Here is a 22,560-nt window from a genome sequence, read left to right on the forward strand (position 1 = left end):
GCTGCCACGGGTCGCTGGTGACGACGACGGCCGCCCGGCCGTGACCAGCGGAAGGGGGTGCCCGCGGTGGACAGTGACCTCTTCTCCGGTCGGCGAGCCGAGCGCTTCGCGCAACTCCTCGACGAGGCCAACGGCGGACGCCGACACCACGTCCGGTCCCGAGCCGACGGCGAGCTCACCGCGCTCGTCGCGGTGGGCCGGCGGCTCACCGTCGAGCGGCCCACCGTCCAGGTCGGCTCCGAGTTCCGCACCAGCCTACGGGCGATGCTGGTGGCCACCGCCGAACGTGACGGCGTCACCGCCACCGCGGGCGCCACCGCCGGCCCGCGTGGCGCGTTGCTGCCGGCCATCACCGGTCGCCGCGCCCGTGCCCGGGGCGCGATCCTGGTCGGTGTGGCCGCCGGCGCGATCGCGCTCTCCGGCATCTCCGCCGCCAGCGAGAACGCGCTCCCCGGTGACGCCCTCTACGGCATGAAGCGGTCCACCGAACGGGCCCAGCTCGCGCTCGCCAAGTCGGACATCAGCCGCGGGCAGCTCTTCCTCGACTTCGCCCGGACCCGGCTCGACGAGGCCGCCTCGGTCCGCGAGGACCGGCTCGGCTTCAGCGCCGTCCTCGACGACATGGACGCGGACACCCGTCAGGGCGTACGCCTGCTGACCACGGTGGCCGCGCAGCGCTCCGACCCGACGGCGCTGGACGCCGTGGACACCTTCGTCGCCGGCCAGCGCCGGATGGTCAGCGGCCTGCTCGACCGGCCTGACCACGCCGACCGGGACCGGACCCGTCGCTCGCTCGCCCTGCTCGACGCGGCCGGCCGGCGCGCCGACGCGCTGCGCGAGGCGATCGCCTGCGGGCTGCCCGCGCCGGCGACCGGCGACACGCTCGGGCCCGCGCCCACCATCTGTCCCGGCGAACGCTGAGCGCGCGGCCACACTTCCACTCACGGCCACCCGACAGTCACGACGCGCCGGATACGCTCGACCCGGAAGGCTCGCGCGCTCGTCGAGGGGGAGGTGCCGTGACCGAATCCCGCAAGGTGACGGTCAGCACCGACGTCCACGGTCACACCGCCGGCTGGGCGGCGACCCCGGCGGCATCGGTGACCCCGGTCGCGCCGGACCCGACGGCCGCCGCGTTCTTCGACGTCGACAACACCATGATGCAGGGCGCGTCGATCTACTGGTTGGCCCGCGGGTTGGCCAGCCGGAACTATTTCACCACCGGGGATCTGGCCCGGTTCGCCTGGCAGCAGGCCCGGTTCCGGCTGCTCGCCACCGAGCACGCCGGCGCCATGTCGCAGGCCAAGGAGGCCGCGCTCGCGTTCGTGCGGGGCTGGCGGGTCGACGACGTGGAACGCCTCACCGAGGAGATCTTCGACGAGCTGATGGCACCCCGCATCTGGACCGGCACCCGCGGGCTGGCCCAGCGACACCTCGACGCGGGCGAGCGGGTGTGGCTGGTCAGCGCCGCCCCGGTGGAGATCGGCCGGGTGATCGCGGCCCGGCTCGGCCTGACCGGCGCGATCGGCACGGTGGCCGAGGTGGTCGACGGCGCGTACACCGGCCGGCTGGTCGGCGACCTGATGCACGGGCCGGCGAAGGCCGAGGCGGTCACCCAGTTGGCCGCGGTGGAAGGGCTGGACCTGGCCCGCTGCGCGGCCTACAGCGACTCCGCGAACGACCTGCCGATGCTCTCCGCGGTGGGCCGCGCGGTGGCGGTGAACCCCGATCCGGCGCTGCTGCGGCAGGCCCGTGAGCGGGGTTGGGACGTCCGCGACTTCCGCACCGGGCGCCGGGCCGCGCGCATCGCCGTACCCTCGACCGCCGCGGCCGGGCTGCTGGCCGGCGCGGTCACCGCCGGGCTGGCGCTGCACCGCCGCCGCCAGCGCGCCTGAGCACCGGCCGGCGCCGGCCCCGCCGGTCAGGGGCCGAACGGGTCCGGGCGGCATTCGAGCAGCTTGTGCAACGTCTGCTGGATGGTTTCCCGCACCTGGTCGGCGAGGTTGAACACGACGAGCGGGTCGTCCGCCGAGTCACGCAGGTGCGCGGTGGGGATCGGCGGGCAGAACTCGATCAGCCACTTGCTCGGCAGCGGCACCATGCCCAGCGGCCCCAGCCAGGGGAAGGTCGGCGTCACCGGAAAATATGGCAACTTGAGCAGCCGGGCGAGCGGCTTGATGTCGGCGAGCATCGGATAGATCTCCTCGCCGCCGACGATCGCCACCGGCACGATCGGCGTGCCGGTGCGCAACGCGGCGGAGACGAAACCGCCGCGGCCGAACCGCTGGAGTTTGTAGCGGTCGGAGTAGAGCTTCCCGATCCCCTTGAAGCCCTCCGGGAACACCCCGACCAGCTCGCCGTTGCCGAGCAGCCGTTCGGCGTCCGGGTTGCAGGCGACCGTGCCGCCGGTCTTGCGGGCCAGCTCGGAGACGACAGGCATGCGGAAGACCAGGTCGGCGCCGAGCAGGCGCAGGTAGCGGTGCGCCGGGTGCCGGTCGTGCAGCGCGGCGGAGAGGATCAGCGCGTCCAGCGCCACGGTGCCGGAGTGGTTGCCCACCACCAGGCCGGCGCCGTCGGCCGGCACGTGTTCCAGGCCGCCGACCTCGGTGCGGAACCAGTCCCGGTAGAGCAGCCGCACCAGCGGGTGGAAGACCGCGTCGGTGAGGTCGGGGTCGAAGCCGAACTCGTCCACCTCGTAGTCACCGGAGAGCCGGCGCCGCAGGAACGCGAGCCCCCGCGCGACCCGGCGGTCCCACTGGTCCCCCGGCCGGTCGGTCACCGCCGGCCCGGGCGGGCGGGCGGTCGGCGCGGTCGCCGGCCGGTGCCCGTTGCGCCGCGCCGGCTCCGCGTCCGGCCCGGGCCCGACCGGTGGTACGACGAATCGAGCGTCCCGCCGCTCCTGCGGCCCGCTCACGTGCGCTCCCGGACGGTCGAGCGGACCTGGCGGATGCTCTCCAGCACCAGGTGCTCGGCGGCGGCGAGCTGATCCCGCGTCACCACCACCCCGCCGAGGTGGGCGCGGATGAAGTCGTCGAAGGCGGCGGCGGTCGAGCGGGGAGTGAAGCCGAACTCCTGCTCCAGTCGGGTGGTGTCCACCACCCGACCGTGCACGAAGAGGTCGACCTGATCCAAACCGTAGCGGCCGAAGCCCAGGGTGCGGGCGACCGCGGCCACCCCGGCCAGGCCCGGCTCCAGCACCGGCACGGCCACCCGGCCGGCCCGGCGGATGGCCTGCGACAGCGACAGCACCCCCGGCCCGGCGACGTTGTACGTCCCCGGGTGCTCCTCGGCGACCGACCGGTGCAGCACCGACAGCGCGTCGTCGATGTGCAGGAACTGCAGGCGCGGATCGCGCCCGAAGATGGTGGGCACCACCGGCTGCGCGAAGTAGCGGGTGAGCGTGGTGTCGGCCGTGTAGCCGATGAACGGCGCGAAGCGCAGCACGGTCGCGGTGACGTCCGGCCGGCGGCGGCGGAACCCGCGTACGTATCCCTCGATGTCGAGGATGTCCCGGCCGAACCCGCCCCGCGGCACCTCACGCGGCTCGGTGTCCTCGGTGAAGACGGCCGGGTCGCGGAACGACACCCCGTACGCGGCGGTCGACGAACGGACCACCAGCCGGCGCAGCCGGGGTGCCCGCTGACAGGCGGCGAGCAGTTGCATGGTGCCGATGACGTTCTGTTCCTTCATCGCCGCCCGGCCGCCGTGCTGCCCGTCGGGGGCGGTGACGAGCGCCAGGTGCGCCACGGCGTCGACGTCGAGGTCGGTCAGGAGACCGCCGAGCGAGTCGAGGTCGAGGCGGACCAACTCGACGTCGGAGAGCAGATCGGCCAACTCGGGGTTGGGCGGGGCCGGGTCGACCCCGATGACCCGCTCGATGCGCGGATCGGCGGCGAGCCGGGCGGCGACATTCGCGCCGAGGAAGCGACCGACCCCGGTGACGACGACGACCCCCGGGGCACCTGAGGTGCCGCCGAGGGTCATGTCGTGCGCCTTACGCGGCCGGCAGGATCGAGCCGGGACGTCCGCGGCCTGATCACCTGAGCCTCCGAGGGTCGACAGTTGGCAAGTGGTGCCGGTGCCGGGTCAACGCCCGGCGCCGGTCACTTGCCGAGACGGCGACGCTGGACGCGGGTCTTGCGCAGCAGCTTGCGGTGCTTCTTCTTAGCCATGCGCTTGCGGCGCTTCTTGACCACCGAGCCCATACGAAAGCCTTTCGATGCAACGTGCGGGGCGGACCGGGAGGCGCCACCGCCGGTGGCGCCGTGCCCGCTTGCGGACAACGGACCGGACCAGCGAGGTGGGCAGGGCACACCAGGGTGCGATCTCGGTCGGGCTCCAGGGTAGCCGCAGCGCGTCGGCCGGACCAACGCGCCCCCGTCGCTGCCCCTTTTCGTCACACTCGGCGGGCGTCGCCGGCTGCGTCAGGCGGACTCCTGGAAGGCGCCCCGGAGGTATTCGTGCACGGCGTGCTCGGGCACCCGGAACGAACGGCCGACCCGCACCGCGGTCAACTCACCGCTGTGCACGAGACGGTAGACCGTCATCTTGGAGACCCGCATGACCGTCGCCACCTCGGCGACGGTCAGGAACCTGACATCCGACAGCCGTGCGTCGGACTGCGACCCGGCCATGGCTCACCGACCCATTCCCGTGCCCGGCGCGTGCCACCGGGCAGGTGTTCCCGCCCCGACGAGCGACGCGCGTGTAACCAGTACGGTAGCGGGACGGCTGTGACCCGCGCGATCCCTTCCCACCTTTGACCACCGTGGGACGAGCGTTCACCAGGGCTTTTTCGCCCGGACGGGTGGCTCGTCCGAATCCACCTACTCGGCGCGCAGGGCCACCACCGGATCGAGCCGCCCGGCCCGCTGCGCCGGCACCACGCCGAAGACGATGCCCACCGCCGCCGAGACGCCGAAGGCGAGCGCCAGCGACCACCAGGTGATCGCGGCCGGGATCGGCGAGAACACGTCGACGAGCAGCGCGGTGCCCACCCCGAGCGCCATTCCGGTCAGGCCGCCGATCGAGGTGAGCAGCACCGCCTCCAGCAGGAACTGCACGCCGATGTCCCGGGGACGGGCGCCGACCGCCTTGCGCAGGCCGATCTCGCGGGTCCGCTCGCGCACCGAGACCAGCATGATGTTGGAGACGCCCACACCGCCGACGAGCAACGAGATGCCGGCGATGGCGGCCAGCACGCCGGTGAGCACGCCCAGGATGTCGCCGAGGACGCCGAGGATCTGCTGCTGGGTGACGGCGCTGAACTCGGTGTCCGGATGCCGGCGGGACAGCTCCGCGACGATCCGCTCGCCGAGCTGGTCGATCCGCTCCCGGTCGGGCGCCTTCACCGCGATGCCGTCGATCCGCTGGGTGCCCCACAGCCGCTGCGCGGCGGTGACCGGGATGTGCACCTCGTCGTCCCGGTCCACGCCGAGGCTCTGCCCGAGCGGCGCGAAGACGCCGATCACCCGGAACCGCACGCCGGCAAGCGTCACCTGCTGGCCGAGCGGGTCACGGTCGGGGAAGAGCGCCCGGGCCACCGAGGCCCCGAGCACCGCCACCCGGCGGCTGGTGTCCACGTCGGCCCCGGTCAGGTAGCGGCCCCGCTGGAGCGACCGGGTGAACACCGACGGGGTGGTCTCCAGCACGCCCTGCACGGTGGTGAAGTCGGACCGGTTGCCGGCGCGCGCGGTCGCGCCGGAGGCCACCGTGACGGCCACCCGGCCGGGGTCGCCGACCACCCGGGACACGGCGTCGACGTCCCTGAGGTCCAGCGGGGACACCACCGGCGCGGTGCCCACCTCGATCTTCCCCGGCACCACCAGGAGCAGGTTCGAGCCGAGCCCCTCCACCTGCTGCTCGACCTGCTGCTTGGTGCCGGTGCCGATGGCCACCAGGATCACCACCGAGGCGACCCCGATGATCACGCCGAGCATGGTCAGCGCGCTGCGCATCCGGTTGGCCCGCAGCGCGTCAAGCGCCACCCGCCAGGCCTCGGCCAGCCTCATCCGGCGTCCTCGACGTCGCAGGGAAGGCGTCCGGTGGCCCCGGCGGCGCCACCGGGGCCACCGGACGGGTGCCCCGGACCGCTTCCGGACGCGGACCGGGGCTCCACGCTGGGAGCGCGACCAAGTGTCGCAGGTCCCCCGGCATCGTCCGACGCCGGTCGATCATGACCGGTGTCCGACCTGATCAGCCCGTCCCGGACGGCGATCCGGCGACGCGCGCGGGCCGCCACCTCCTGGTCGTGGGTCACCATCACCAGGGCCACCCCGGACTCGGCGTTCAGCCGCTCCAGCAGCTCAAGCACCGCCTCGCCGGTGGCGCTGTCCAGATTGCCGGTGGGTTCGTCGGCAAGCAGCACCGCCGGCTCGGTGACAAGCGCACGGGCGATCGCCACCCGCTGCTGCTCGCCGCCGGAGAGCTGGTTGGGACGGTGGTGCAGGCGGTGCCCCAACCCGACCCGCCCGAGCATCGCCGCCGCCCGCTCCCGCCGCTGCCGCGCCCCGACGCCCCGGTAGACGAGCGGCAGCGCGACGTTGTCCACCGCGGACGTCCGGGCCAGCAGGTGGAACGCCTGGAAGACGAAACCGATCGTCGCGTTGCGCAGCGTCGCCAGCTCCGGCGCGGTCAGCGTCGCCACGTCCCGACCACCGATCACCAGCCTGCCGCCGGTGGGCCGGTCCAGCCCGCCCAGCAGGTGCATGAGCGTGGACTTGCCCGAACCGGAGGGGCCAATCACCGCCACGTACTCGCCCTGGTCGATGGTGAGCGACACGCCGCGCAACGCGGACACCGACACCCCGTCCAACTCGTACGTGCGCGACACGTCGACCGCCTCGATCGCGGCGACGGTCACGGCAGTTCCTGGCCGTCGCGGACCTGGTCGGCGCCGCGCACCACCACCCGGTCGCCGGCCCGCACCCCGTCCACGATCTGCACCAGGTCCTGCCCCTGCACGCCGACGGTCACCGGGACCCGGTCCGCCCGGCCGTCCCGCAGCACCCAGACCGCGTCCCGCCCGTCCGCGGAGAAGACCGCCGAGGCCGGCACCGCCACCGCGTCGGCCGCCTCCCGCACCCGCAGCCGCACCACCGCGTTCATGCCGGGGCGGGGCACCGGTGCGGCCTCCGCCTCGCCGAGCCGGCCCGCGCCCAGGTCGAGCCGGACCCGGTAGGTGACCCCGCCCCGGGCCGAGCTGGTGGGGAGCACGTCCACCGAACGCACGGTCGCGTCGTACGTCGCGCCGGTCACCGCGTCCAGCTCGACCGAGGCGGGCACCCCGGCGCGGACCAGCAGCACGTCGGTCTCGTCCACCTCGGCGAGCAGACCCAGCCGACCGGTGTCCACCACGGTGAGCACAGGCGTGCCGGCGGTGACCCGGCCACCGGCCGGCACCGCGTCGTCGACGCCGGCCGGCGGGCCGCCCGACCCGGCCCCGCCCAACGCCGACGGGTCGAGGCCGGGCACCGACGCGCCGCCGGCCGCGCCGAACAGCCCGGCCAGGTCGGTCGGCGTCGCCGCCCGGGTGCCACCCGGCTGCACCACACCGGCGATCGGGGCCCGCAGCGTCAGCGCGTCGACGGTCGCCTTCGCCAGGTCGTACGCCTGCTGGGCCTGAAGCCGTTGCGCGGCCGACAACGCGCCGACGGCGCTGTTCAGGCCCGCCACGCCGCGCTGCACGGCGGCGACCGCGCGGTCGGCGGCGCGGGCGGCCGAGACGTACTGCCGCTGCGCCGACTCGACCTGGAGCAGCAACGCGGCGCGTACCCGCGGGTCGCCGACCTTGCCGGCGGCGGCGCGGGCGGCGGCGAACGCCTCGTCGGCGGCCCGGTCGGTGCCGCGCCGGTTGCCGCTCAGGTCGCCGGCGCCGACACCCCGGCCGGCGCGCTTCGCCGCGCGTAGCGCGTCGCGCGCCTGGGCCAGGCGGTCCCGCGCGGCCGGCGAGTCGACCACGGCGAGCACCTGCCCCTTGGTGACCCGCTGGCCGGGTTGGACGCGCAGGGCGGCGAGAGTGCCGTCGGCGGGGGCGGTGAGCGTCGCGGCGGCCCGCGCGGTCACCGTGGCGGGCGCGTCGATGACCTCGGTGACCGGCGCGCGGCCCACCGGGGCGACGGTGACCGCCGGGTCGTCGTCGCCGCAACTGGCGGCCGTGGTGCCGGTCAGCGCGACGACGGCGAGGAGTGCGGTGACGAGACGGGGGCGGCGGGCCGCGGGCAGCCGCGGCGAGAGGGTGCGGGCCACCCGGCCCATGCTACGACCCGTCGGCGGCGGTGCTCAGCCGGCGACCGCCCGGGCGTACGCGACGCAGTCGTCGTGCAACTCCGGCCACGGGTCGCCGAAGACCTCGTCGGCGGCCTGCGCCGGGGAGCGGCGCTTGTGCACCACCGCCCGGAAGAAGTCCAGCACCCGCGGCTCGCCGTACCTGTCGACCAGGTGGCGGACGGCCAGGTAGCCGATGCCGTACGCGCCGCCGACCCGGTCGTCGGTCGCGTCGTCGTCCGGGGCCACCGCGTCGAGCCGGCCGGACCACCCGCCGCGGATCAGCTTGCGCACCTCGGCCAGCCCCTCGTAGCGGTCGACCGGCTGCCCGTCGGCGCCGGCGTACTCCGCCAGCCCCTCCACCAGCCACCAGTCCGCGTGGTCCGCGTAGCCCTGCTCGGGCAGCGAGGCGGCGTGGGTCAGTTCGTGCCGGAGCAGGTCGTCGACGCCGGCCGGGGAAAGGCTCTGCGCGTTGAGCACCACGTCGTGCCGTCCACCCCCGACACCGATCGCGTAACCGGCGGTCCACTTCGGCCGGCCACCGCCGTACCACCGCTGCCACTCGGCCTTGCCGGCGTAGTAGACCAGGTAGCGGTCCGGTGGCGGACCGACCGCGTACCGGTCGGCGGTCCGGGCGGCGGCCTCGGCCTGGCCGAGCAGCTTGGGCAGCTTCGCCCGCTGGGCCGGCGTGGTGGCCACCAGCGCCCGCTTCCCGACCGCGACGGCCAGGTCGCTCACCTCCCAGGGGCGCACGCCCGCCGGGTCCGTCCGGGACGGCTCCACCGCGAGCAGCCGCGGCTGCTCGCCCACCAGCCGCCACCGGGTGCCCAGCCCCGCCGTGCTCGGCGCGCAGCCGGGCTGCACGAAGCAGTAGCCCACCGTCACCGCGAGCCGCCACTCCCCGGGCCGCCCGTCGACCGCCACCGGCACCCCGTCCGCCGCCGGACGCCACACCGTGACCCGCAGCGCGCGCAACGCCGCGTACCGCCGGCCCAGCGCCGGCCGGGCGGCCGGCTCCGCCACCGCCAGGAAGCCGGCCCGGTCACCGCCGAGCAGCGCCCCGGCCTGCCGGTCGAGCTGCCCGACCATCCGCTCGGCGAGCTGCCGCTGCGCCGCCGTCCCCGGTTCGGCCGCGCCCGCCGCCGGCCGCCCGGCCGCGTCCGGCTCCCGCAGGAGTACGCCGGGCACCGCGCCCGCGACCAGCCCGAGCACCAGCCCGAGCACGGTCCACAGCGGCCACCGCCGCCGCTTACCCGCCGCCGGGGTCGGCGCGGGCGCGGCAGGTACGACTGCCTGTGGCACCCAGGCGGGCGGAGTCGACGTCGAAGGTGGCACGGCGAACACGACCGTGTCCGGCTCGGACGCGGACGGCGGGGTTGGCGCGGTCGGTGGGGTCGGCACGGTCGGAACGGTCGGTGGGGTCGGCGCGGACGGCTCCGGTTCGGATGCGACCGGCTCGGGCGCGACGGGCTCCGGTGTGACGGGCTCCGGTGTGACAGGTCTGGTTGCGGCCGGCTCGGGTCCGGCCGGCACCGGCGCCGCGTCCACAGCCGATTCGCCGACCGACCGTAGGGCGGAACCACCTTCCGGCGCGGAGACGGACTCGGCCGCCGGCATCGGGACGCAAGCGCCCTCAGTCGGACGTGCGGTGCTGTCCGCGGGTGTGGGAGCAGAGCGGCTGGTCGGACCGGTGGTCGCCGCGACATCTTCCACCGGAGCGTCCGCACCCGGGTGCCGAGCGTCGCCCGGACCCGAGCCGAGGCCCGGTTCCTCACCGTCAGCCGCTCGGTCGGGGCGCGATCGGTCGTCGGTCGCCCGGTCGGGGCGCGAACCGTCGCCGTCAGCCACCCGGTCGGGGCGCGATCCGTCGTCGTCGGCTGCCCGGTCGGGAGGCTGCTCGTCGCCGTCGGTCACGGGCGAAGGGTACGACCAATCGGGCGTTCCGGGAAAGTGCCCGGCGAGTAGTCCCTGCCCCAGGCCCTGCCGGCAGATCTTGGAAGGGAACGGCCCTCAGAGGGGCCCTCCGCTTCCAAGATCTGCCGACGACGGTGAGACGTTGGTACGGCGCGCCCCTTCAGGGAGGGATTCGTATCAAGTCACCTGGTCTCTTCCGGACGCCGCGCAGGCGTGGAAGCGGCAACCGGCCGCACGGTGGTCTGCTCTCCGGTCGGGTCTCGTGCGCGGAGGGGCGGGCGGCGATCGTTTGGCCAGTGATCGACACCAGTTCGGTGGAGTGGTGGCATCGTCGGTGGTCGGATACCGCCACGTCACCGAACTGGCGTCCGGCCTACCGAGCCTCCCGAGCACTGCGGGCATCGAGAGGTGCAAGGTGGATCTGAGATCTTGGTACGGGGGCGCCCCTCCGGGGACGGATTCGTACCAAGATCTGCCGCCAACGCTCGCGAAGCAGCCGGCGGGAGCGGGGCGGCGGGGGCGCGTCAGACGGGGGCTCCGGCGTGGGTCAGGAGGGCCTTGTCCACGGCCCAGAGGAGCACCAGCACCGCGCCGGGGACGGGGTGGCCGGCAAGGGCGAGCAGCAGGCCGCCGGTGAGGAAGCAGGCGGCCTGGACACCGAGCTTGACCGGGCCGGGCAGCGGCACGGCGGCCCGGGGCGAGCAGAACACTCCCCAGGTCACGGCGAGTGCCAGCGGCGCGCCCAGGCCGGCGAGCAGCCGGACCGGCCAGCCGGCGTCGAGCGTGGAGCCCCAGAACCCGGCGGCGGCCAGCAGCGCCAACTCCAGCAGGAAGATGAGCGCCATCAGCGCGCCCCTCGTCGCACCCCCGGGAGACGACGGCCCGGCGTTCAACGGGACCGCCAGCCACGGTATGCGACGTCGAGTCCGTCGATCATCTGCTCGAAGGAGCGGTCGACGTCGCGGGGCAGCCCGAACCCGCCGGCCGCCTCCAGGGTGACGAAGCCGTGCACGGTGGACCGGAACATCCGGGTCGCGTCGACGGCCGCGTCGCCGTCGATGCCGTACCCGTGCAGGATCGCGAAGATCGCGCCGACCGCGCGCTCGGCGGCGGCCAGGTGCTCCGGGTCGGTCGGGTCGGGCGCCCGTTGGGAGGCCGGGTAACGGCCGGGGTGCCGGTGCGCGTACGCCCGGTAGGCGGAGGCGACGGCGCGCAACGCGTCGCCTCCGGCCCGGCCCGCGGCGGCACCGGTCAGCACGTCGGCCATCTCGGTGGCGGCCAGCACGGCGAGCTTCTGACGCAGGGCGTCCACACCCCGCACGTGTTTGTAGAGGCTGGGCAGCGCGACGCCGAGCCGGCCGGCCAGCGCGGCCAGGGTCAGCCGGTCGTGTCCGACCTCGTCGGCGAGCACGGCCGCTTCCCGGACCACCGTCACCGGAGTCAGACCGGCCCTAGGCACGCGCGGTCACTCGCAGGAACCCGACCAGGTCGGCGGCGGTGGCGTCGGGCTGGTCGGCGTGCGGATAGTGGCCGGAGTCGGTGATCATGCGCGCTTCGGCGACGGCGAACTGCCGGCGGGCGGCCCGCGCCTCGGCGCCCGGGTCGGGGAAGTCCGGGTCCTTCGTACCCATCAGGATCAGCACCGGCTGCCGTACCTCGCGTGCCCGTGCGGTCCAGTGCGGCTCCACCGGCGCGACCACGCCGCGCACCGCGGCCATCCGGCCGCGCAGCTTGGCGACCATCTCCTTGCGGTACGCGGCGTCGTCGGCCGGCCGCCCGCATGGGAAGAGCGTGCGGTGGAACAGCCCGAACAGCCGCGGGCTGCGTAGCACGGCGGCCTGGGCGGCCCGCATCAGCGGTTTCGGCTCCGGCCTGCCGACGAACGGGCTGACCTGCACGATGCCGCTGACCAGCGCCGGATCCTCGGCGGCGGCGAAGACCACGGCCGCACCGCTGGAGGAGCTGCCGACGAGCGTGGCCGGCCCGCCGCCCAGCGCCTGCGCCACGGCCAGCAGGTCGCCGCCGACCGCCGCCGGGGCGTACGTGGGCCAGCGCGGGCTGGAGTCGCCGTGGCCGCGTACGTCGACGGAGGCGACCCGGTAGCCGGCCGCCACCAGCAACGGCACCAGGTGCCGGAAGGCCGCCCGGTTCTCCCCCATGCCGTGCGACAGCACCACGAGCGGCCCTGCGCCGTGCACCTCGTAGGCGATCGTCCCACCGTCCCGCGACACCTGGCTAACCGTCATAGCTAAAAAGCTAACCGCATTAGCTTTCACCGTCAAGTGTTGACCTCGACGCGGCGCTGACCGTCGACCCGCGCCCCACCGAGGAGGACCTGCTCGCGCTCTACCTGGACGGGAAGGGGCCGGCGGGACCAGGGTCACCGCCGGCCCGTACTGGGACAGGTGGGGGATCACGTTCGCCGACCCGGACGGCTACCGCCTCGTGCTGTGCACCCGGACCTGGTCGAACGGCTGACTCACGTCGTCGACATCACCGCGCGGCCGAAGAACGCCAGATTGGCCGGGCGCTCGGCAAGCCGGCGCATCAGGTAGCCGTACCACTGGTCACCGTAGGGAACGTAGGTGCGCACCGTGTAGCCCTCGCCGACCAGACGCTTCTGCTCGTCCGGGCGGATGCCGTAGAGCATCTGGAACTCGAACCGGCCCGGGCCGCGGTCGAACCAGCGCGCCCGGTCCTCGCCGATCGCGATCAGGCGCGGGTCGTGGGTGGCGAGCATCGGGTAACCGTCACCTGCCATCAGCACGTTCATGCAGCGCACATACGACTTGTCCACCTCGCGGGCGGACTGGTAGGCCACCGACTCCGGCTCCCGGTAGGCCCCCTTGCACAGCCGCACCCGGGACCCGGCGGAGGCCAGCTCGCGGCAGTCCGACTCGGTCCGCCGCAGGTACGCCTGGAGCACCGCGCCTGTCGACGGGTGGTCCTTGCGCAGCTTGGTCAGGACGTCGAGCGTCGAGTCGGTGGTGGTGTGATCCTCCATGTCCAGCGTGACAGTGGTGCCCACCGCGTCGGCCGCCGCGCAGATCGCCCGCACGTTCTCGTACGCGAGCTGCTCGTCGAACATCTGACCGAGCGCGGAGAGCTTCACGCTGACCTCGGCGGCCGGGGTGAGCCCGGCGGCACCGAGCAGGCGCAGCAGTTTCACGTATTCGTCCCGGGTGGCGTTCGCCTGCTCACCGGTGGTGGTGTCCTCGCCCAGGTAGTCGAGGGTGACCGCTTGACCGTCGGCGACGAGCGCGCGGGTCGCGCGCAGCGCGTCGTCGGTGCCGGCGCCGGCGACGAACCGGCGGACGACGTCCCGGGTGAACGGGGCCGTCGCGACGAGCCGCTCCACCTGGGATGACCGGGAGGCGGCGAGGATGACGGAACGGAGCATGGGCCGAGCCTAACGCCCACCCCCGCACCCGCGCCGGGCACGTGTGAGGCGGCCCCGCCAAACGCATCGCGCCATGTGCGCGCCGAGTCGTCTACCGTTGGTGTCGTGAACTTCGACGCGTACGCCCGGACCGGGGTCGAGCTCGTCAACGCCCGGCTGGACGACCTCGACGGCCTGCGGGCCCTCTTTCCGGACGAGAACGCCTGGATGCGCGACGAGGTCGCGGAGCGGGACCTCGCCGTCTTCCGGCGGGCGCAGAAGCGCCTGCGGGACGTCTTCGAGTACGGCACGTCGGGCCGGGACGCCGACGCCGTGACGGAGCTGAACACGCTGCTGGAGGCGTTCCCGGTGCAGCCCCGCATCTCCGGCCACGACTCCTCGGACTGGCACATGCACGTGACCAGCCGGGGCGCCTCGGTCTCCTCGGAATACCTGGCCGGGGCGGTCTGGGGGCTGTCGGTCTGGCTCTGCGAGTACGGCAGCGCCCGGTTCGGCGTCTGCGCGGACGAGCGCTGCGGCAACGTCTACCTGGACACCTCGTCCAACTGCTGCCGGCGGTTCTGCTCGGAGCGCTGCGCCACCCGCTCGCACGTGGCCGCGCACCGCGCCCGCAAGCGTGCCGCGGTCGGCGAGCAGGCGGTGCCGGCCCAGCCGCTCGCCCCGGTCAGCTAAACCGCCGCCGGTCACCAGGTCCGCTGGCCCCCCGGTCAGGCGTCGACGGGTGAGGGCGCGGTCAGGTTGGCCCGGGCGAACTCCAGCGACTCGCGCAGGTCCGCCTCCCGGACCGCGCGGCTCTTCGCGCCCCGGGTGGTCACCTCCACCGCCACCGAGCCGGTGAAGCCCCGCCCGGCCAGCGAGCGGAGCAGCTCCGCGCAGGGCTGACCGCCCCGGCCCGGCACCAGGTGCTCGTCCCGCCCCTCGCCGGTGCCGTCGCCCAGGTGCACGTGCGCGAGCCGGCCGCCCATCCGGTCGGCCATCGCCAGCGCGTCCGTGTGCGAGGCCGCGCAGTGCGACAGGTCGAGCGTGTAGGAGGCGTAACCGGCGTCGGTCGGGTCCCAGCCCGGGACGTACGGGACGAACTGCCGACCCGCCATCCGCACCGGGAACATGTTCTCCACCGCGAAGCGGAGCCCACCGAACTGCCCGGCGATCGCGTCGAGGCCGTCGGTGAAGGTGCGCGCGTAGTCGCGCTGCCAGGTGAACGGCGGATGCACCACCACGGTCGGCGACTCCAGCGTCTCGGCCAGCTCAGCCGCCCGGCGCAGCCGCTCCCACGGGTCGGGGCTCCACACCCGCTGGGTGACCAGCAGACAGGGCGCGTGCACCGACAGCACCGGAATGTCGTAGTGCTCGGACAGGCCACGCAGCGCGCCCGCGTCCTGGCTCACCGGGTCGGTCCAGACCATCACCTCGACGCCGTCGTAGCCGAGCGCGGAGGCGAGCTGGAACGCCGCCGCGGTCCGTTCGGGAAAGACCGAGGACGTGGACAGGAGCACCGGGACGCGGGAAGTCACACCCCTCAGGGTAGCCGCACCCGCCAGGAGGCATCGGGACGAGCAGCCGCAAAATCACCCAGAGCGACCGCTCGGATCACATCGGTGCAAGCTGATCCAGCCGGCGCAGGATGACCCCCTCGCGCAACGCCCACGGGCAGATGTCCACGCTGTCGACGTCGAGCCGGCGCATCACCGCCTCGGCCACCACCGCGCCGGCCAGGAGCTGGTGCGCCCGCTGCGCGCTGACGCCCTCCAGCTCGGGCAGGTGAGCCGGCGGGATGTGCCGGACGAACCCGAGCACCTGCCGCAACCCGGTGCGGGTCAGGCTGCGCCGCGCCCAGAGACCGGCGCCGGACGGCGCGGCGCCGGCCAACCGGGCCAGCGAGCGGAACGTCTTGGAGGTGGCCACCGGACGCTCCCAGCCCACCTCGGTCAACTGCTTCACCACGGGGTCGAGCTGCGCGTCCACGTACTCCCGGAGGTCCTCCACGGCCTGGGCCGGCGGCGGCGTCAGCCCGGCCGGGTCGATCGCCAGCCGCTCCCGGCTGAGCCGGCCCGCGCCGAGCGGCAGCGAGACCGCGACGTCCGGATGCTCGTCGATGCCGGCGGCCAGCTCCAGCGAGCCACCGCCGATGTCGAGCGCCAGCAACCGCCCCGCGGACCAACCGAACCACCGCCGCACCGCGAGGAACGTCATCCGCGCCTCGTCCGCGCCGGAGAGCACCCCCAGGCGTACGCCGGTCTCGTCGCGGACCCGGGCCAGCACCTCGCCGGCGTTCGTGGCGTCGCGGACCGCGCTCGTGGCGAACGCCAACAGGTCCTCGGCGCCCAACCCGTCGGCCGCCGCCCGCGCCATGCCGACGGCCTTGACCAACCCGTCCGCGCCGGCGTCGGTCAACGCGCCGTCCGGGCCGATCTGCTCGGCCAGCCGCAGCACCACCTTCTCCGAGTGGGCCGGCCAGGGGTGTGCGCCGTGGTGGGCGTCGACCACCAGCAGGTGCACCGTGTTGGAACCGACGTCGAGGACACCCAGTCGCATGGGAGCACCCTAGGGCCAACACGTTTCGTCGGCTCGCCAGCCGGTCGAGGTGACCGCGCGTACGCTGGTCGGGTGACAGGGCAGATCGAGCTTCACGTGCTGGTGGACGACCCGGACGACCCGCGTAGCCGCGAGGTCGGGCTGGACTTTCCGCGGGAGTGGATCGAGTTCGCCGACCCGGCCGACCCGAAGCACGTCGTCCGGGCCGACCTGACCTGGCTGCTCTCCCGCTGGACGTGCATCTTCGGCCGGGGCTGCCACGGCATCGTGGCCGGGCGGGCGGCCGACGGGTGCTGCTCGCACGGCGCGTTCTTCACCGACTCCGACGACGAGAAGCGGGTCCGGGCGGCGGTCAAGCGGCTCACGCCGGAAACCTGGCAGCACTTCCGCCGCGGCTTCAAGAACTGGACCGAGAACGACACGATCGACGGCAAGACGCCGGCCCGGCGCACCGCCACCCGGGCCGTGGACGCGCCGTGCGTGTTCCTCAACGACGCCGACTTCCCCGCCGGGGGCGGCTGCGCCCTGCACGCCCAGGCGCTGCGCGACGGCGTGCACCCGCTGGAATACAAGCCGGACGTCTGCTGGCAACTGCCGGTCCGCCGCGACCAGGAGTGGCACAAGCGACCGGACAACACCAAGGTGCTGATCTCCACGCTGGCCGAGTTCGACCGGCGCGGCTGGGGCGCCGGCGGCCACGACCTGGACTGGTGGTGCACCTCCTCCACCGACGCGCACGTCGGCACCGAGCCGATGTACGTCTCCTACGGCCCGGAGCTGACCGCGCTGATCGGTGCGCCCGCGTACGCGAAGCTGGCCGAACTCTGCGCCGCCCGCCACCGCCAGGGCCAGATCGCCCCCCACCCCGCCAGCGAGTAAGGAGGGGCCCCCTTTTAACGCCTCCGGTAGAGGAAGGGGCCCCGCTTAACACGTCGGGAGCGCCGCGTCGACGAGTGCCTGGGCACTACGCCGGGCCGCCTCGGCGACCGCCGGGTCGGCGTCGAGCACACCGCCGGCAAGACCGCCGTCGAGCACCAGGGTGAGCTGCCGGGCCAGCAGCTCCGGCTCGGCCGCCCCGGCCTGCCGGGCCAGGTCGGTCACCCAGGCCCGCACCGCGTTCTTGTGCTCGACCGTACGGGCGTGCACCGGACCCCCGGCGGGCGACTCGGCCGCGGTGTTGATGAACGCGCAGCCGTGGTAACCCTCCCGACGGCAGGCCCCGGTGAGCGCGTCGAACATCCCGACGAGCTGGGCCCGGGGATCGTCGCCGGCCGCCCGGGCCGCCTCCCGCAACGCGCCGGACCAGGCCCGGTCGACCTTTTCCAGGTACGCCAGGACGAGGTCGTCCTTGCTCGGGAAGTGCTTGTAGAGCGTGGCCTTCGCGACGCCGGACTCGGCGATCACCGTGTCCACCCCGACGCCACGCGGCCCGTACGTGTAGAACAGCCGGAACGCGGTCGCCAGGATGCGCTCCCGGGCGGCGCCGGCGGGAGTGCGGGCCATGGGTCCTCCTCGGTGTCGGTCGAAGCCTATCTGTTCACCCCTTCTAAGTAGACAGACCTGTCTGTTAGTCTCGGTCGCACCGAGCGCACGCATCGGCGTCGCGCAATACCGGAGGACGGATTCCACATGCGTATCGCAGTGCTGGGCACCGGCATGGTCGGGCGGGCGATCGCCGCTCGCGCGACCGAACTGGGCCACGAAGTCGTCGTCGGCACCCGTGACGTCGCCGCCACCCGGGACGGGGACTGGGGCGACTGGGCCGCCGGCCACCCCGGAGTCGCCCTCGCCGTCCACGCCGACGCCACCGTCGGCGCCGACCTGGTGGTGAACGCGACAAGCGGCGACGGCTCCCTCCCCACGCTCCACGCGGCGGGCGCGGAGAACCTGGCCGGCAAGGTTCTGCTCGACATCGCCAATCCGCTCGACGGCAGCCGGGGCTTTCCGCCCACCCTGTCGGTGCTCAACGACGACTCACTCGGCGAACTGATCCAGCGGACGTTTCCCCGTACCCGGGTGGTGAAGGCGCTCAACACGCTCACCGCCGACCTGATGACACACCCTCGGCAACTCGGCGGCGGGGACCACAGCGTCTTCGTGTCCGGCGACGACGCCGAGGCCAAGAAGACGGTCGCCGAGCTGCTCATCAGCTTCGGTCACACCGACGTGATCGACCTGGGCGACATCACCACGGCGCGTGGCACCGAGATGCTGATGCCGATCTGGCTGCGCCTCTACGGCCGACTGGGCACGCCGCTGTTCAACGTCAAGGTCGTACGCTGAAGGCCGGCACCTCCGTGGTTCGGGGTGCCGGCCTTCAGCGTTGTTTCGTCAGCTGTTCCAGTACTTGGCGACGAGGTCGGTGGCCTGGTTCTCCACTGCGCGTAGGCGTCGGGGTACGCGGACACCTGCACGGTCTGCGCGGCCTTCGTCAGCGGCATGTCCTGCCAGCCGTCGACCTGCTTCAACCCCTTGAGGAACGCCAGGGTGGAGTATTCGGGGTCGGTGATCTGCTCCGGGCTACCCCAGCCGGAGGAGGGACGCTGCTGGAACAGACCCAGGGAGTCGTGGTCGTTGGAGTCACCCAGGTGACCCAGGTTCTCCAGCTTCGACTCCTGCAAGCTCGTCGCGATGGAGATGACCGCGGCCCGCTCGGGCAGGCCGGCCTTCTTCGTCGCGGCGACGATCGCCTTGACGTTAGCCGTCTGCTCACCGTTGAGCGTGATGCTCGACTGCTTACCTTCGGCCTGCACGGCGACCGGCTTACCCGCCGTGGCGGCGTGGGCGGTGTCGGCGTGAGCGGCGATCGGACCGGCGAACACACCACCGGTGAACGCCAGACCAGCGATACCCAGGACGCCCTTACGCAGGATCGTGTTCATCAGGGGGCTCCATTCCGGGGGTCGACACACACACCACACGGGGGGTCGGGCGCGTGTGCAAGCACCGTCAGGCGCTCAAAGCTTTACGGGGGGGGTCCGGCGGCTTCGCGGGGCGGGGCCTCAACGCGGATGGGCCGGAGTGACTGTGTAACGACCGGCTGCCCACCGCCATTCCCAGGGGGCAGGTCGGGCCGCGCCGCATGTCGGCGCTGGCCTTCCTCGGTCGTTCACCGGGTTACAACGCCCCCACCCCCGCGACGATTCCACCGACGGAGTGCCACCCACCACCCCCGAACCGGACACCGCAGACACCCGCCACACCACGCTCGGGTAGACACCCCTGGCGTTCCACCCGTGCGCCGCACAGCCCCACGAGTGGAACGCCGGGGGTGTCTCCGGACACCGCAGACACCCACACCGTTCCACCCGTCCCCCGCTCAGGGCGCGACTGGAACGCCACGGGTGTATCAGTGCGGCAGACACGCACGCATGACGCTCCATCCGCGCTGCACCCAGCCCTGACGGGAACGCTGAAGGTGTCTCCACGCACCGCAGACGCCCGTCACGGTCCACGCGCGCACCGTCAAGGCCCCGAGTGGATGGCCTCGACCCCGGCCCCTTCTAGTTGATCATGAAGTTGACCGCCGGGAGAGCGCTCCCCACTCCCGCCAATCACGCGCCGGGGCCGACCCACGCCCGGCCGGGGCGGTCACGGCTCGAACTTGTAGCCCAGACCTCGCACCGTGACGATGTAGCGCGGTGTGGACGGCTCCGGCTCGATCTTCGACCGCAACCGCTTCACGTGCACGTCAAGCGTCTTGGTGTCCCCCACGTAGTCGGCGCCCCAGACGCGGTCGATGAGCTGCCCCCGGGTGAGCACCCGGCCGGCGTTGCGCAGCAGCAGCTCCAGCAGCTCGAATTCCTTGAGCGGCAGTTGCACGCCAGCACCGTCGACGGTCACCACGTGCCGCTCGATGTCCATCCGGACCGGACCGGCGGAGAGCGTCGGCGCTCCCGTCTCGTTCGCCTCGGTGGTCTGCCGGCGCAGCACCGCCCGGATCCGGGCGACCAGCTCACGCGGCGAGTAGGGCTTCGTCACGTAGTCGTCGGCGCCGATCTCCAGGCCGACCACCTTGTCGATCTCGCTGTCCCGGGCGGTGACCATGATGATCGGTACGTGCGACCGCTGGCGGAGCTGACGGCAGACCTCCGTGCCCGACATCTCCGGCAGCATCAGGTCGAGCAGCACGATGTCGGCGCCGGTCCGGTCGAACTCGGTGAGGGCGGAGGTGCCCGTGGCGGCGACGGAGACCTCGAACCCCTCCTTGCGGAGCATGTAGGACAGGGCGTCGGAGAACGATTCTTCGTCCTCGACCACCAGTACGCGGCTCAACGGGTGTTCCTTTCCTGTGGTCAGACCTGCCGGAGCTCGGCCGGGCCGGCCTCGATCCCAGCGGAGGCGAGTGTCGCCTCCAGGTCGTCCGGGGGGCGGGCAGGCAGCCGGAGGGTGAACGTCGAACCCCCACCAAGGGTGCTCGACACATCCACCCGGCCGCCATGGTTGCTGGTGATGTGTTTGACGATGGCCAGCCCCAGGCCGGTGCCGCCGGTCGAGCGCGAACGAGCCTGGTCGGCGCGGTAGAAGCGCTCGAAGATTCGGTCGACCTCGCTCGGGGCGATGCCGATGCCCTGGTCGGCGACCGCGATCTCGACGTGCTCGTCGGTGCCCCGCACGGTCACCCGGACGGTGGTGTCCTCGGCCGAGTAGTTGATCGCGTTCTCCACCAGGTTCGCCACCGCGGTGGCGAGTTGGCTGTCGCTCCCGTACACGGTCAGGCCCCGCTGCCCGCCCACGACGATCTCCACCCGGCGGGCGGTGGCCGGCGTGCGGGTCCGGTCGACCACCTCGGCGAGCACCCAGTCCACGGAGACCGGTTCGGGTGCCGGCTGCGGCTCGGCGCCCTGGAGCCGGGTGAGTTCCAGCAGTTCCTGCACCAACCGGCCGAGTCGGGTCGACTCGTGCTGGATCCGTTCGGCGAACCGCCGCGCGGCGACCAGGTCCTCGGACAGGTCGGGCGCGTCGTCGCCGGCCGGCTCGGTGGCGTCGACGAGCGCCTCGGCGAGCAGTTGGAGGGCGCCGATCGGGGTCTTCAGCTCGTGGCTCACGTTCGCCACGAAGTCCCGACGCACCCGGGCCAGGCGGTGCGACTCGGTGACGTCGACCGCCTCGATCGAGATGTAGCCGGCACCCAGCCCCATGGCCCGCAGGTGCACGCCGAGCGGGTTGTCGCCGGCGCTGTCGCGGCCACGCGGCAGGTCGAGCTCGATCTCGCGCCGCACGCCCGTGCGGCGGACCTGCCCGGCGAGGGTACGGATCAACGGGTGCGCCGCGATCGAACCCGGTGTCGCCCCGGCCCGGAGCAGGCCCATCGCCCGGGCCGCCGGGTTCACCAGCACCGGCGTGTCGTTCGCGTCGAGCACCACCACGCCGGCCCGGAGCGAGTCGATCGTCTTGCGGCCGAGCCCGGAGAGGCCCCCCTGCGCTTCGTCCGGAATCGTCGGCCTCCCTGCGTCACGGCGGGAGGTCCCGCCGCCCCGCGACGCCCACCGGCGCCGCCATTCCGTCACGGAACCGGACAGCGTCGATCCGGCGACCAGTCCGGCCACCAGCGCCACGGCCACCGCGATGGCCACTGCCCATTCCACCCGGCGATCGTAGGGTCATTGTTAACCCAAGGAACGGTCACAAGAGGACGAATCACTCTCGCTTCCGAGAATGTTCACCCATGGGTCCCGCGTCGTTCATCCGCGTTCACCCTGGTGCCGGCCGTCCGGCCTACCGTGGGGCGCGCACCTGCTCACGCCGTACCCGCTTCGGGTCGCGGCCCCCGACCCCAGGAAGTGACGATGCGCGACGAGTTCCGGGCCGACCTGCAGATTGTCAGCCAACTGCTGGTGGACATGGCCGAGGCGGTGCGCGCGGCCATGCGGCAGGCCACCAAGGCGCTCCTCACCGCCGACCGCGGCGCGGCCGAGACGGTGATCGCGCGGGACGCCGAGATCGACGAGCTCTACCGGCACGTGGAGGAGCGGGTCTGCGACCTGCTGGCCCGGCAGGCCCCGGTCGCCTCCGACCTGCGGGCCATGATCACGGCCCTGCACGTGGCCGCCGACCTGGAGCGGATGGGCGATCTGGCCGACCACGTGGCCAAGACCGCGCTGCGCCGGCACCCCTCCCCGGCGGTGCCGGCCGAGCTGCGGCCGGTCTTCACCGACATGGCCGGCATCGCCGACCGGATGGCCGAGAAGATCGGCGCGGTGCTGGCCAAGCCCGACGCCGACGTCGCCGCCGAACTCGACCGGGACGACGACGCCATGGACGACCTGCACAAGAGTCTCTTCGGCGTGCTGCTCGGCGACGACTGGCCGTACGGGGTGGAGACGGCGATCGACGCGACCCTGCTGGGCCGCTTCTACGAGCGCTTCGCCGACCACGCGGTGAACGCCGGCGAACACGTGGTCTACCTGATCACCGGATCGCCGTCCGCCTGACCCACCGGGAGC

At 73.5% G+C, this 22,560-nt stretch carries 23 protein-coding genes and 2 pseudogenes; 7 read left to right on the plus strand and 18 right to left on the minus strand.

Going from position 1 to position 22,560, the window contains the following annotated elements; translation table 11 throughout:
• The first annotated feature begins 66 nt into the window (after positions 1 to 66).
• Together O7619_RS00580 and O7619_RS00585 are read left to right on the plus strand one after the other, a co-directional pair.
• Positions 67 to 921 (plus strand): DUF5667 domain-containing protein, encoded by an 855-nt coding sequence (locus O7619_RS00580; protein WP_282284994.1) that lies wholly within the window; start codon positions 67 to 69, stop codon positions 919 to 921.
• Between the two features lie 98 nt (positions 922 to 1,019).
• Entirely contained in the window at positions 1,020 to 1,895 is an 876-nt protein-coding gene (locus O7619_RS00585) for an HAD-IB family hydrolase (protein ID WP_282284996.1), read from the plus strand.
• A 26-nt stretch (positions 1,896 to 1,921) separates the two neighbouring features.
• Here O7619_RS00585 and O7619_RS00590 read toward each other — a convergent pair whose 3' ends face one another.
• The 11 genes from O7619_RS00590 to O7619_RS00640 all read right to left on the minus strand — a co-directional run bounded on the left by O7619_RS00590 (position 1,922) and on the right by O7619_RS00640 (position 12,425).
• Entirely contained in the window at positions 1,922 to 2,779 is an 858-nt protein-coding gene (locus O7619_RS00590) for a lysophospholipid acyltransferase family protein (RefSeq protein ID WP_282288997.1), read from the minus strand.
• Between the two features lie 131 nt (positions 2,780 to 2,910).
• Positions 2,911 to 3,984: an NAD-dependent epimerase/dehydratase family protein gene (locus O7619_RS00595; protein WP_282284997.1), complete on the minus strand. Its 1,074-nt coding sequence runs from the start codon at positions 3,982 to 3,984 to the stop codon at positions 2,911 to 2,913.
• Between the two features lie 119 nt (positions 3,985 to 4,103).
• A complete protein-coding gene (locus tag O7619_RS00600) occupies positions 4,104 to 4,205 on the minus strand; it encodes an AURKAIP1/COX24 domain-containing protein (protein ID WP_007465623.1) in 102 nt (33 codons plus the stop codon).
• 219 nt (positions 4,206 to 4,424) lie between these two features.
• Positions 4,425 to 4,634, minus strand: a complete 210-nt coding sequence (locus O7619_RS00605; protein ID WP_013288759.1) for a helix-turn-helix domain-containing protein — start codon at positions 4,632 to 4,634, stop codon at positions 4,425 to 4,427.
• 192 nt (positions 4,635 to 4,826) lie between these two features.
• Entirely contained in the window at positions 4,827 to 6,011 is a 1,185-nt protein-coding gene (locus tag O7619_RS00610; RefSeq protein WP_282284999.1) for an ABC transporter permease, read from the minus strand.
• A complete protein-coding gene (locus tag O7619_RS00615) occupies positions 6,008 to 6,862 on the minus strand; it encodes an ABC transporter ATP-binding protein (RefSeq protein ID WP_282285001.1) in 855 nt (284 codons plus the stop codon). The genes O7619_RS00610 and O7619_RS00615 overlap by 4 nt, the downstream gene beginning before the upstream one ends.
• A complete protein-coding gene (locus O7619_RS00620) occupies positions 6,859 to 8,256 on the minus strand; it encodes an efflux RND transporter periplasmic adaptor subunit (protein ID WP_282285002.1) in 1,398 nt (465 codons plus the stop codon). Before O7619_RS00620 ends, O7619_RS00615 begins: the two co-directional genes overlap by 4 nt.
• 24 nt (positions 8,257 to 8,280) lie before the next feature.
• Positions 8,281 to 9,666: a hypothetical protein gene (locus O7619_RS00625; RefSeq protein WP_282285004.1), complete on the minus strand. Its 1,386-nt coding sequence runs from the start codon at positions 9,664 to 9,666 to the stop codon at positions 8,281 to 8,283.
• A gap of 1,037 nt (positions 9,667 to 10,703) precedes the next feature.
• On the minus strand, positions 10,704 to 11,024 hold the full coding sequence (locus O7619_RS00630) for a YrdB family protein (protein WP_282285005.1): 321 nt from the start codon (positions 11,022 to 11,024) through the stop codon (positions 10,704 to 10,706).
• A 44-nt stretch (positions 11,025 to 11,068) separates the two neighbouring features.
• A complete protein-coding gene (locus O7619_RS00635; RefSeq protein WP_282285006.1) occupies positions 11,069 to 11,614 on the minus strand; it encodes a TetR/AcrR family transcriptional regulator in 546 nt (181 codons plus the stop codon).
• 16 nt (positions 11,615 to 11,630) lie between these two features.
• Positions 11,631 to 12,425 carry an alpha/beta hydrolase gene (locus O7619_RS00640; protein WP_282285008.1) on the minus strand — a complete coding sequence of 265 codons (795 nt, stop codon included), beginning with the start codon at positions 12,423 to 12,425 and terminating at the stop codon, positions 11,631 to 11,633.
• Between the two features lie 50 nt (positions 12,426 to 12,475).
• Here O7619_RS00640 and O7619_RS00645 point away from each other — a divergent pair.
• Positions 12,476 to 12,657: pseudogene (locus O7619_RS00645) on the plus strand (VOC family protein); the annotation flags it as partial.
• A 1-nt stretch (position 12,658) separates the two neighbouring features.
• Here the strand turns inward: O7619_RS00645 and O7619_RS00650 are convergent.
• Entirely contained in the window at positions 12,659 to 13,579 is a 921-nt protein-coding gene (locus tag O7619_RS00650; protein WP_282285009.1) for a proline dehydrogenase family protein, read from the minus strand.
• Positions 13,580 to 13,684: 105 nt separating this feature from the next.
• Between O7619_RS00650 and O7619_RS00655 the strand changes: the two genes are divergently transcribed.
• Positions 13,685 to 14,251, plus strand: coding sequence for a CGNR zinc finger domain-containing protein (locus O7619_RS00655; protein ID WP_282285011.1), 567 nt, complete (start codon positions 13,685 to 13,687; stop codon positions 14,249 to 14,251).
• A 35-nt stretch (positions 14,252 to 14,286) separates the two neighbouring features.
• Here O7619_RS00655 and O7619_RS00660 read toward each other — a convergent pair whose 3' ends face one another.
• Positions 14,287 to 15,093: a sugar phosphate isomerase/epimerase gene (locus O7619_RS00660; RefSeq protein ID WP_282285013.1), complete on the minus strand. Its 807-nt coding sequence runs from the start codon at positions 15,091 to 15,093 to the stop codon at positions 14,287 to 14,289.
• A 76-nt stretch (positions 15,094 to 15,169) separates the two neighbouring features.
• Positions 15,170 to 16,114, minus strand: coding sequence for a Ppx/GppA phosphatase family protein (locus O7619_RS00665; protein WP_282285015.1), 945 nt, complete (start codon positions 16,112 to 16,114; stop codon positions 15,170 to 15,172).
• Between the two features lie 72 nt (positions 16,115 to 16,186).
• Here O7619_RS00665 and O7619_RS00670 point away from each other — a divergent pair, with 72 nt between their 5' ends.
• On the plus strand, positions 16,187 to 16,993 hold the full coding sequence (locus O7619_RS00670) for a hypothetical protein (RefSeq protein WP_282285017.1): 807 nt from the start codon (positions 16,187 to 16,189) through the stop codon (positions 16,991 to 16,993).
• 45 nt (positions 16,994 to 17,038) lie between these two features.
• Here the strand turns inward: O7619_RS00670 and O7619_RS00675 are convergent, their stop codons facing one another.
• Positions 17,039 to 17,617, minus strand: a complete 579-nt coding sequence (locus O7619_RS00675) for a TetR/AcrR family transcriptional regulator (protein WP_282285019.1) — start codon at positions 17,615 to 17,617, stop codon at positions 17,039 to 17,041.
• A gap of 126 nt (positions 17,618 to 17,743) precedes the next feature.
• Here O7619_RS00675 and O7619_RS00680 point away from each other — a divergent pair, with 126 nt between their 5' ends.
• Complete coding sequence (locus O7619_RS00680) at positions 17,744 to 18,397, plus strand: NAD(P)-binding domain-containing protein (protein WP_282285020.1); 654 nt, start codon at positions 17,744 to 17,746, stop codon at positions 18,395 to 18,397.
• A 48-nt stretch (positions 18,398 to 18,445) separates the two neighbouring features.
• On the opposite strand, the pseudogene O7619_RS00685 reads toward O7619_RS00680, so the two are convergent.
• From O7619_RS00685 to O7619_RS00695, 3 genes and pseudogenes are all read right to left on the minus strand, one after another.
• Positions 18,446 to 18,996 (minus strand): annotated as a pseudogene (locus O7619_RS00685) (hypothetical protein).
• A gap of 709 nt (positions 18,997 to 19,705) precedes the next feature.
• Positions 19,706 to 20,389 (minus strand): response regulator transcription factor, encoded by a 684-nt coding sequence (locus tag O7619_RS00690; RefSeq protein ID WP_282285021.1) that lies wholly within the window; start codon positions 20,387 to 20,389, stop codon positions 19,706 to 19,708.
• 20 nt (positions 20,390 to 20,409) lie between these two features.
• Positions 20,410 to 21,624, minus strand: a complete 1,215-nt coding sequence (locus O7619_RS00695) for an ATP-binding protein (protein WP_282288998.1) — start codon at positions 21,622 to 21,624, stop codon at positions 20,410 to 20,412.
• 279 nt (positions 21,625 to 21,903) lie between these two features.
• On the opposite strand from O7619_RS00695, the gene phoU reads away from it, so the two are divergent.
• Positions 21,904 to 22,548 carry a phosphate signaling complex protein PhoU gene (phoU, locus tag O7619_RS00700; protein ID WP_282285023.1) on the plus strand — a complete coding sequence of 215 codons (645 nt, stop codon included), beginning with the start codon at positions 21,904 to 21,906 and terminating at the stop codon, positions 22,546 to 22,548.
• The last annotated feature ends 12 nt before the right edge of the window (positions 22,549 to 22,560 follow it).

The sequence above is a fragment of the Micromonospora sp. WMMD998 genome (assembly GCF_029581235.1).
GTDB lineage: Bacteria > Actinomycetota > Actinomycetes > Mycobacteriales > Micromonosporaceae > Micromonospora.

Bases quoted from the DNA above. Each gene is read 5' to 3' on its own strand.
- O7619_RS00595 (WP_282284997.1), bottom strand. From the start codon at position 3,984: ATGACCCTCGGCGGCACCTCAGGTGCCCCGGGGGTCGTCGTCGTCACC.
- O7619_RS00665 (WP_282285015.1), bottom strand. From the start codon at position 16,114: ATGCGACTGGGTGTCCTCGACGTCGGTTCCAACACGGTGCACCTGCTG.
- O7619_RS00630 (WP_282285005.1), bottom strand. From the start codon at position 11,024: ATGGCGCTCATCTTCCTGCTGGAGTTGGCGCTGCTGGCCGCCGCCGGG.
- O7619_RS00610 (WP_282284999.1), bottom strand. From the start codon at position 6,011: ATGAGGCTGGCCGAGGCCTGGCGGGTGGCGCTTGACGCGCTGCGGGCC.
- O7619_RS00605 (WP_013288759.1), bottom strand. From the start codon at position 4,634: ATGGCCGGGTCGCAGTCCGACGCACGGCTGTCGGATGTCAGGTTCCTG.
- O7619_RS00640 (WP_282285008.1), bottom strand. From the start codon at position 12,425: ATGACGGTTAGCCAGGTGTCGCGGGACGGTGGGACGATCGCCTACGAG.
- O7619_RS00650 (WP_282285009.1), bottom strand. From the start codon at position 13,579: ATGCTCCGTTCCGTCATCCTCGCCGCCTCCCGGTCATCCCAGGTGGAG.
- O7619_RS00680 (WP_282285020.1), top strand. From the start codon at position 17,744: ATGCGTATCGCAGTGCTGGGCACCGGCATGGTCGGGCGGGCGATCGCC.
- phoU (WP_282285023.1), top strand. From the start codon at position 21,904: ATGCGCGACGAGTTCCGGGCCGACCTGCAGATTGTCAGCCAACTGCTG.
- O7619_RS00675 (WP_282285019.1), bottom strand. From the start codon at position 17,617: ATGGCCCGCACTCCCGCCGGCGCCGCCCGGGAGCGCATCCTGGCGACC.
- O7619_RS00600 (WP_007465623.1), bottom strand. From the start codon at position 4,205: ATGGGCTCGGTGGTCAAGAAGCGCCGCAAGCGCATGGCTAAGAAGAAG.
- O7619_RS00620 (WP_282285002.1), bottom strand. From the start codon at position 8,256: ATGGGCCGGGTGGCCCGCACCCTCTCGCCGCGGCTGCCCGCGGCCCGC.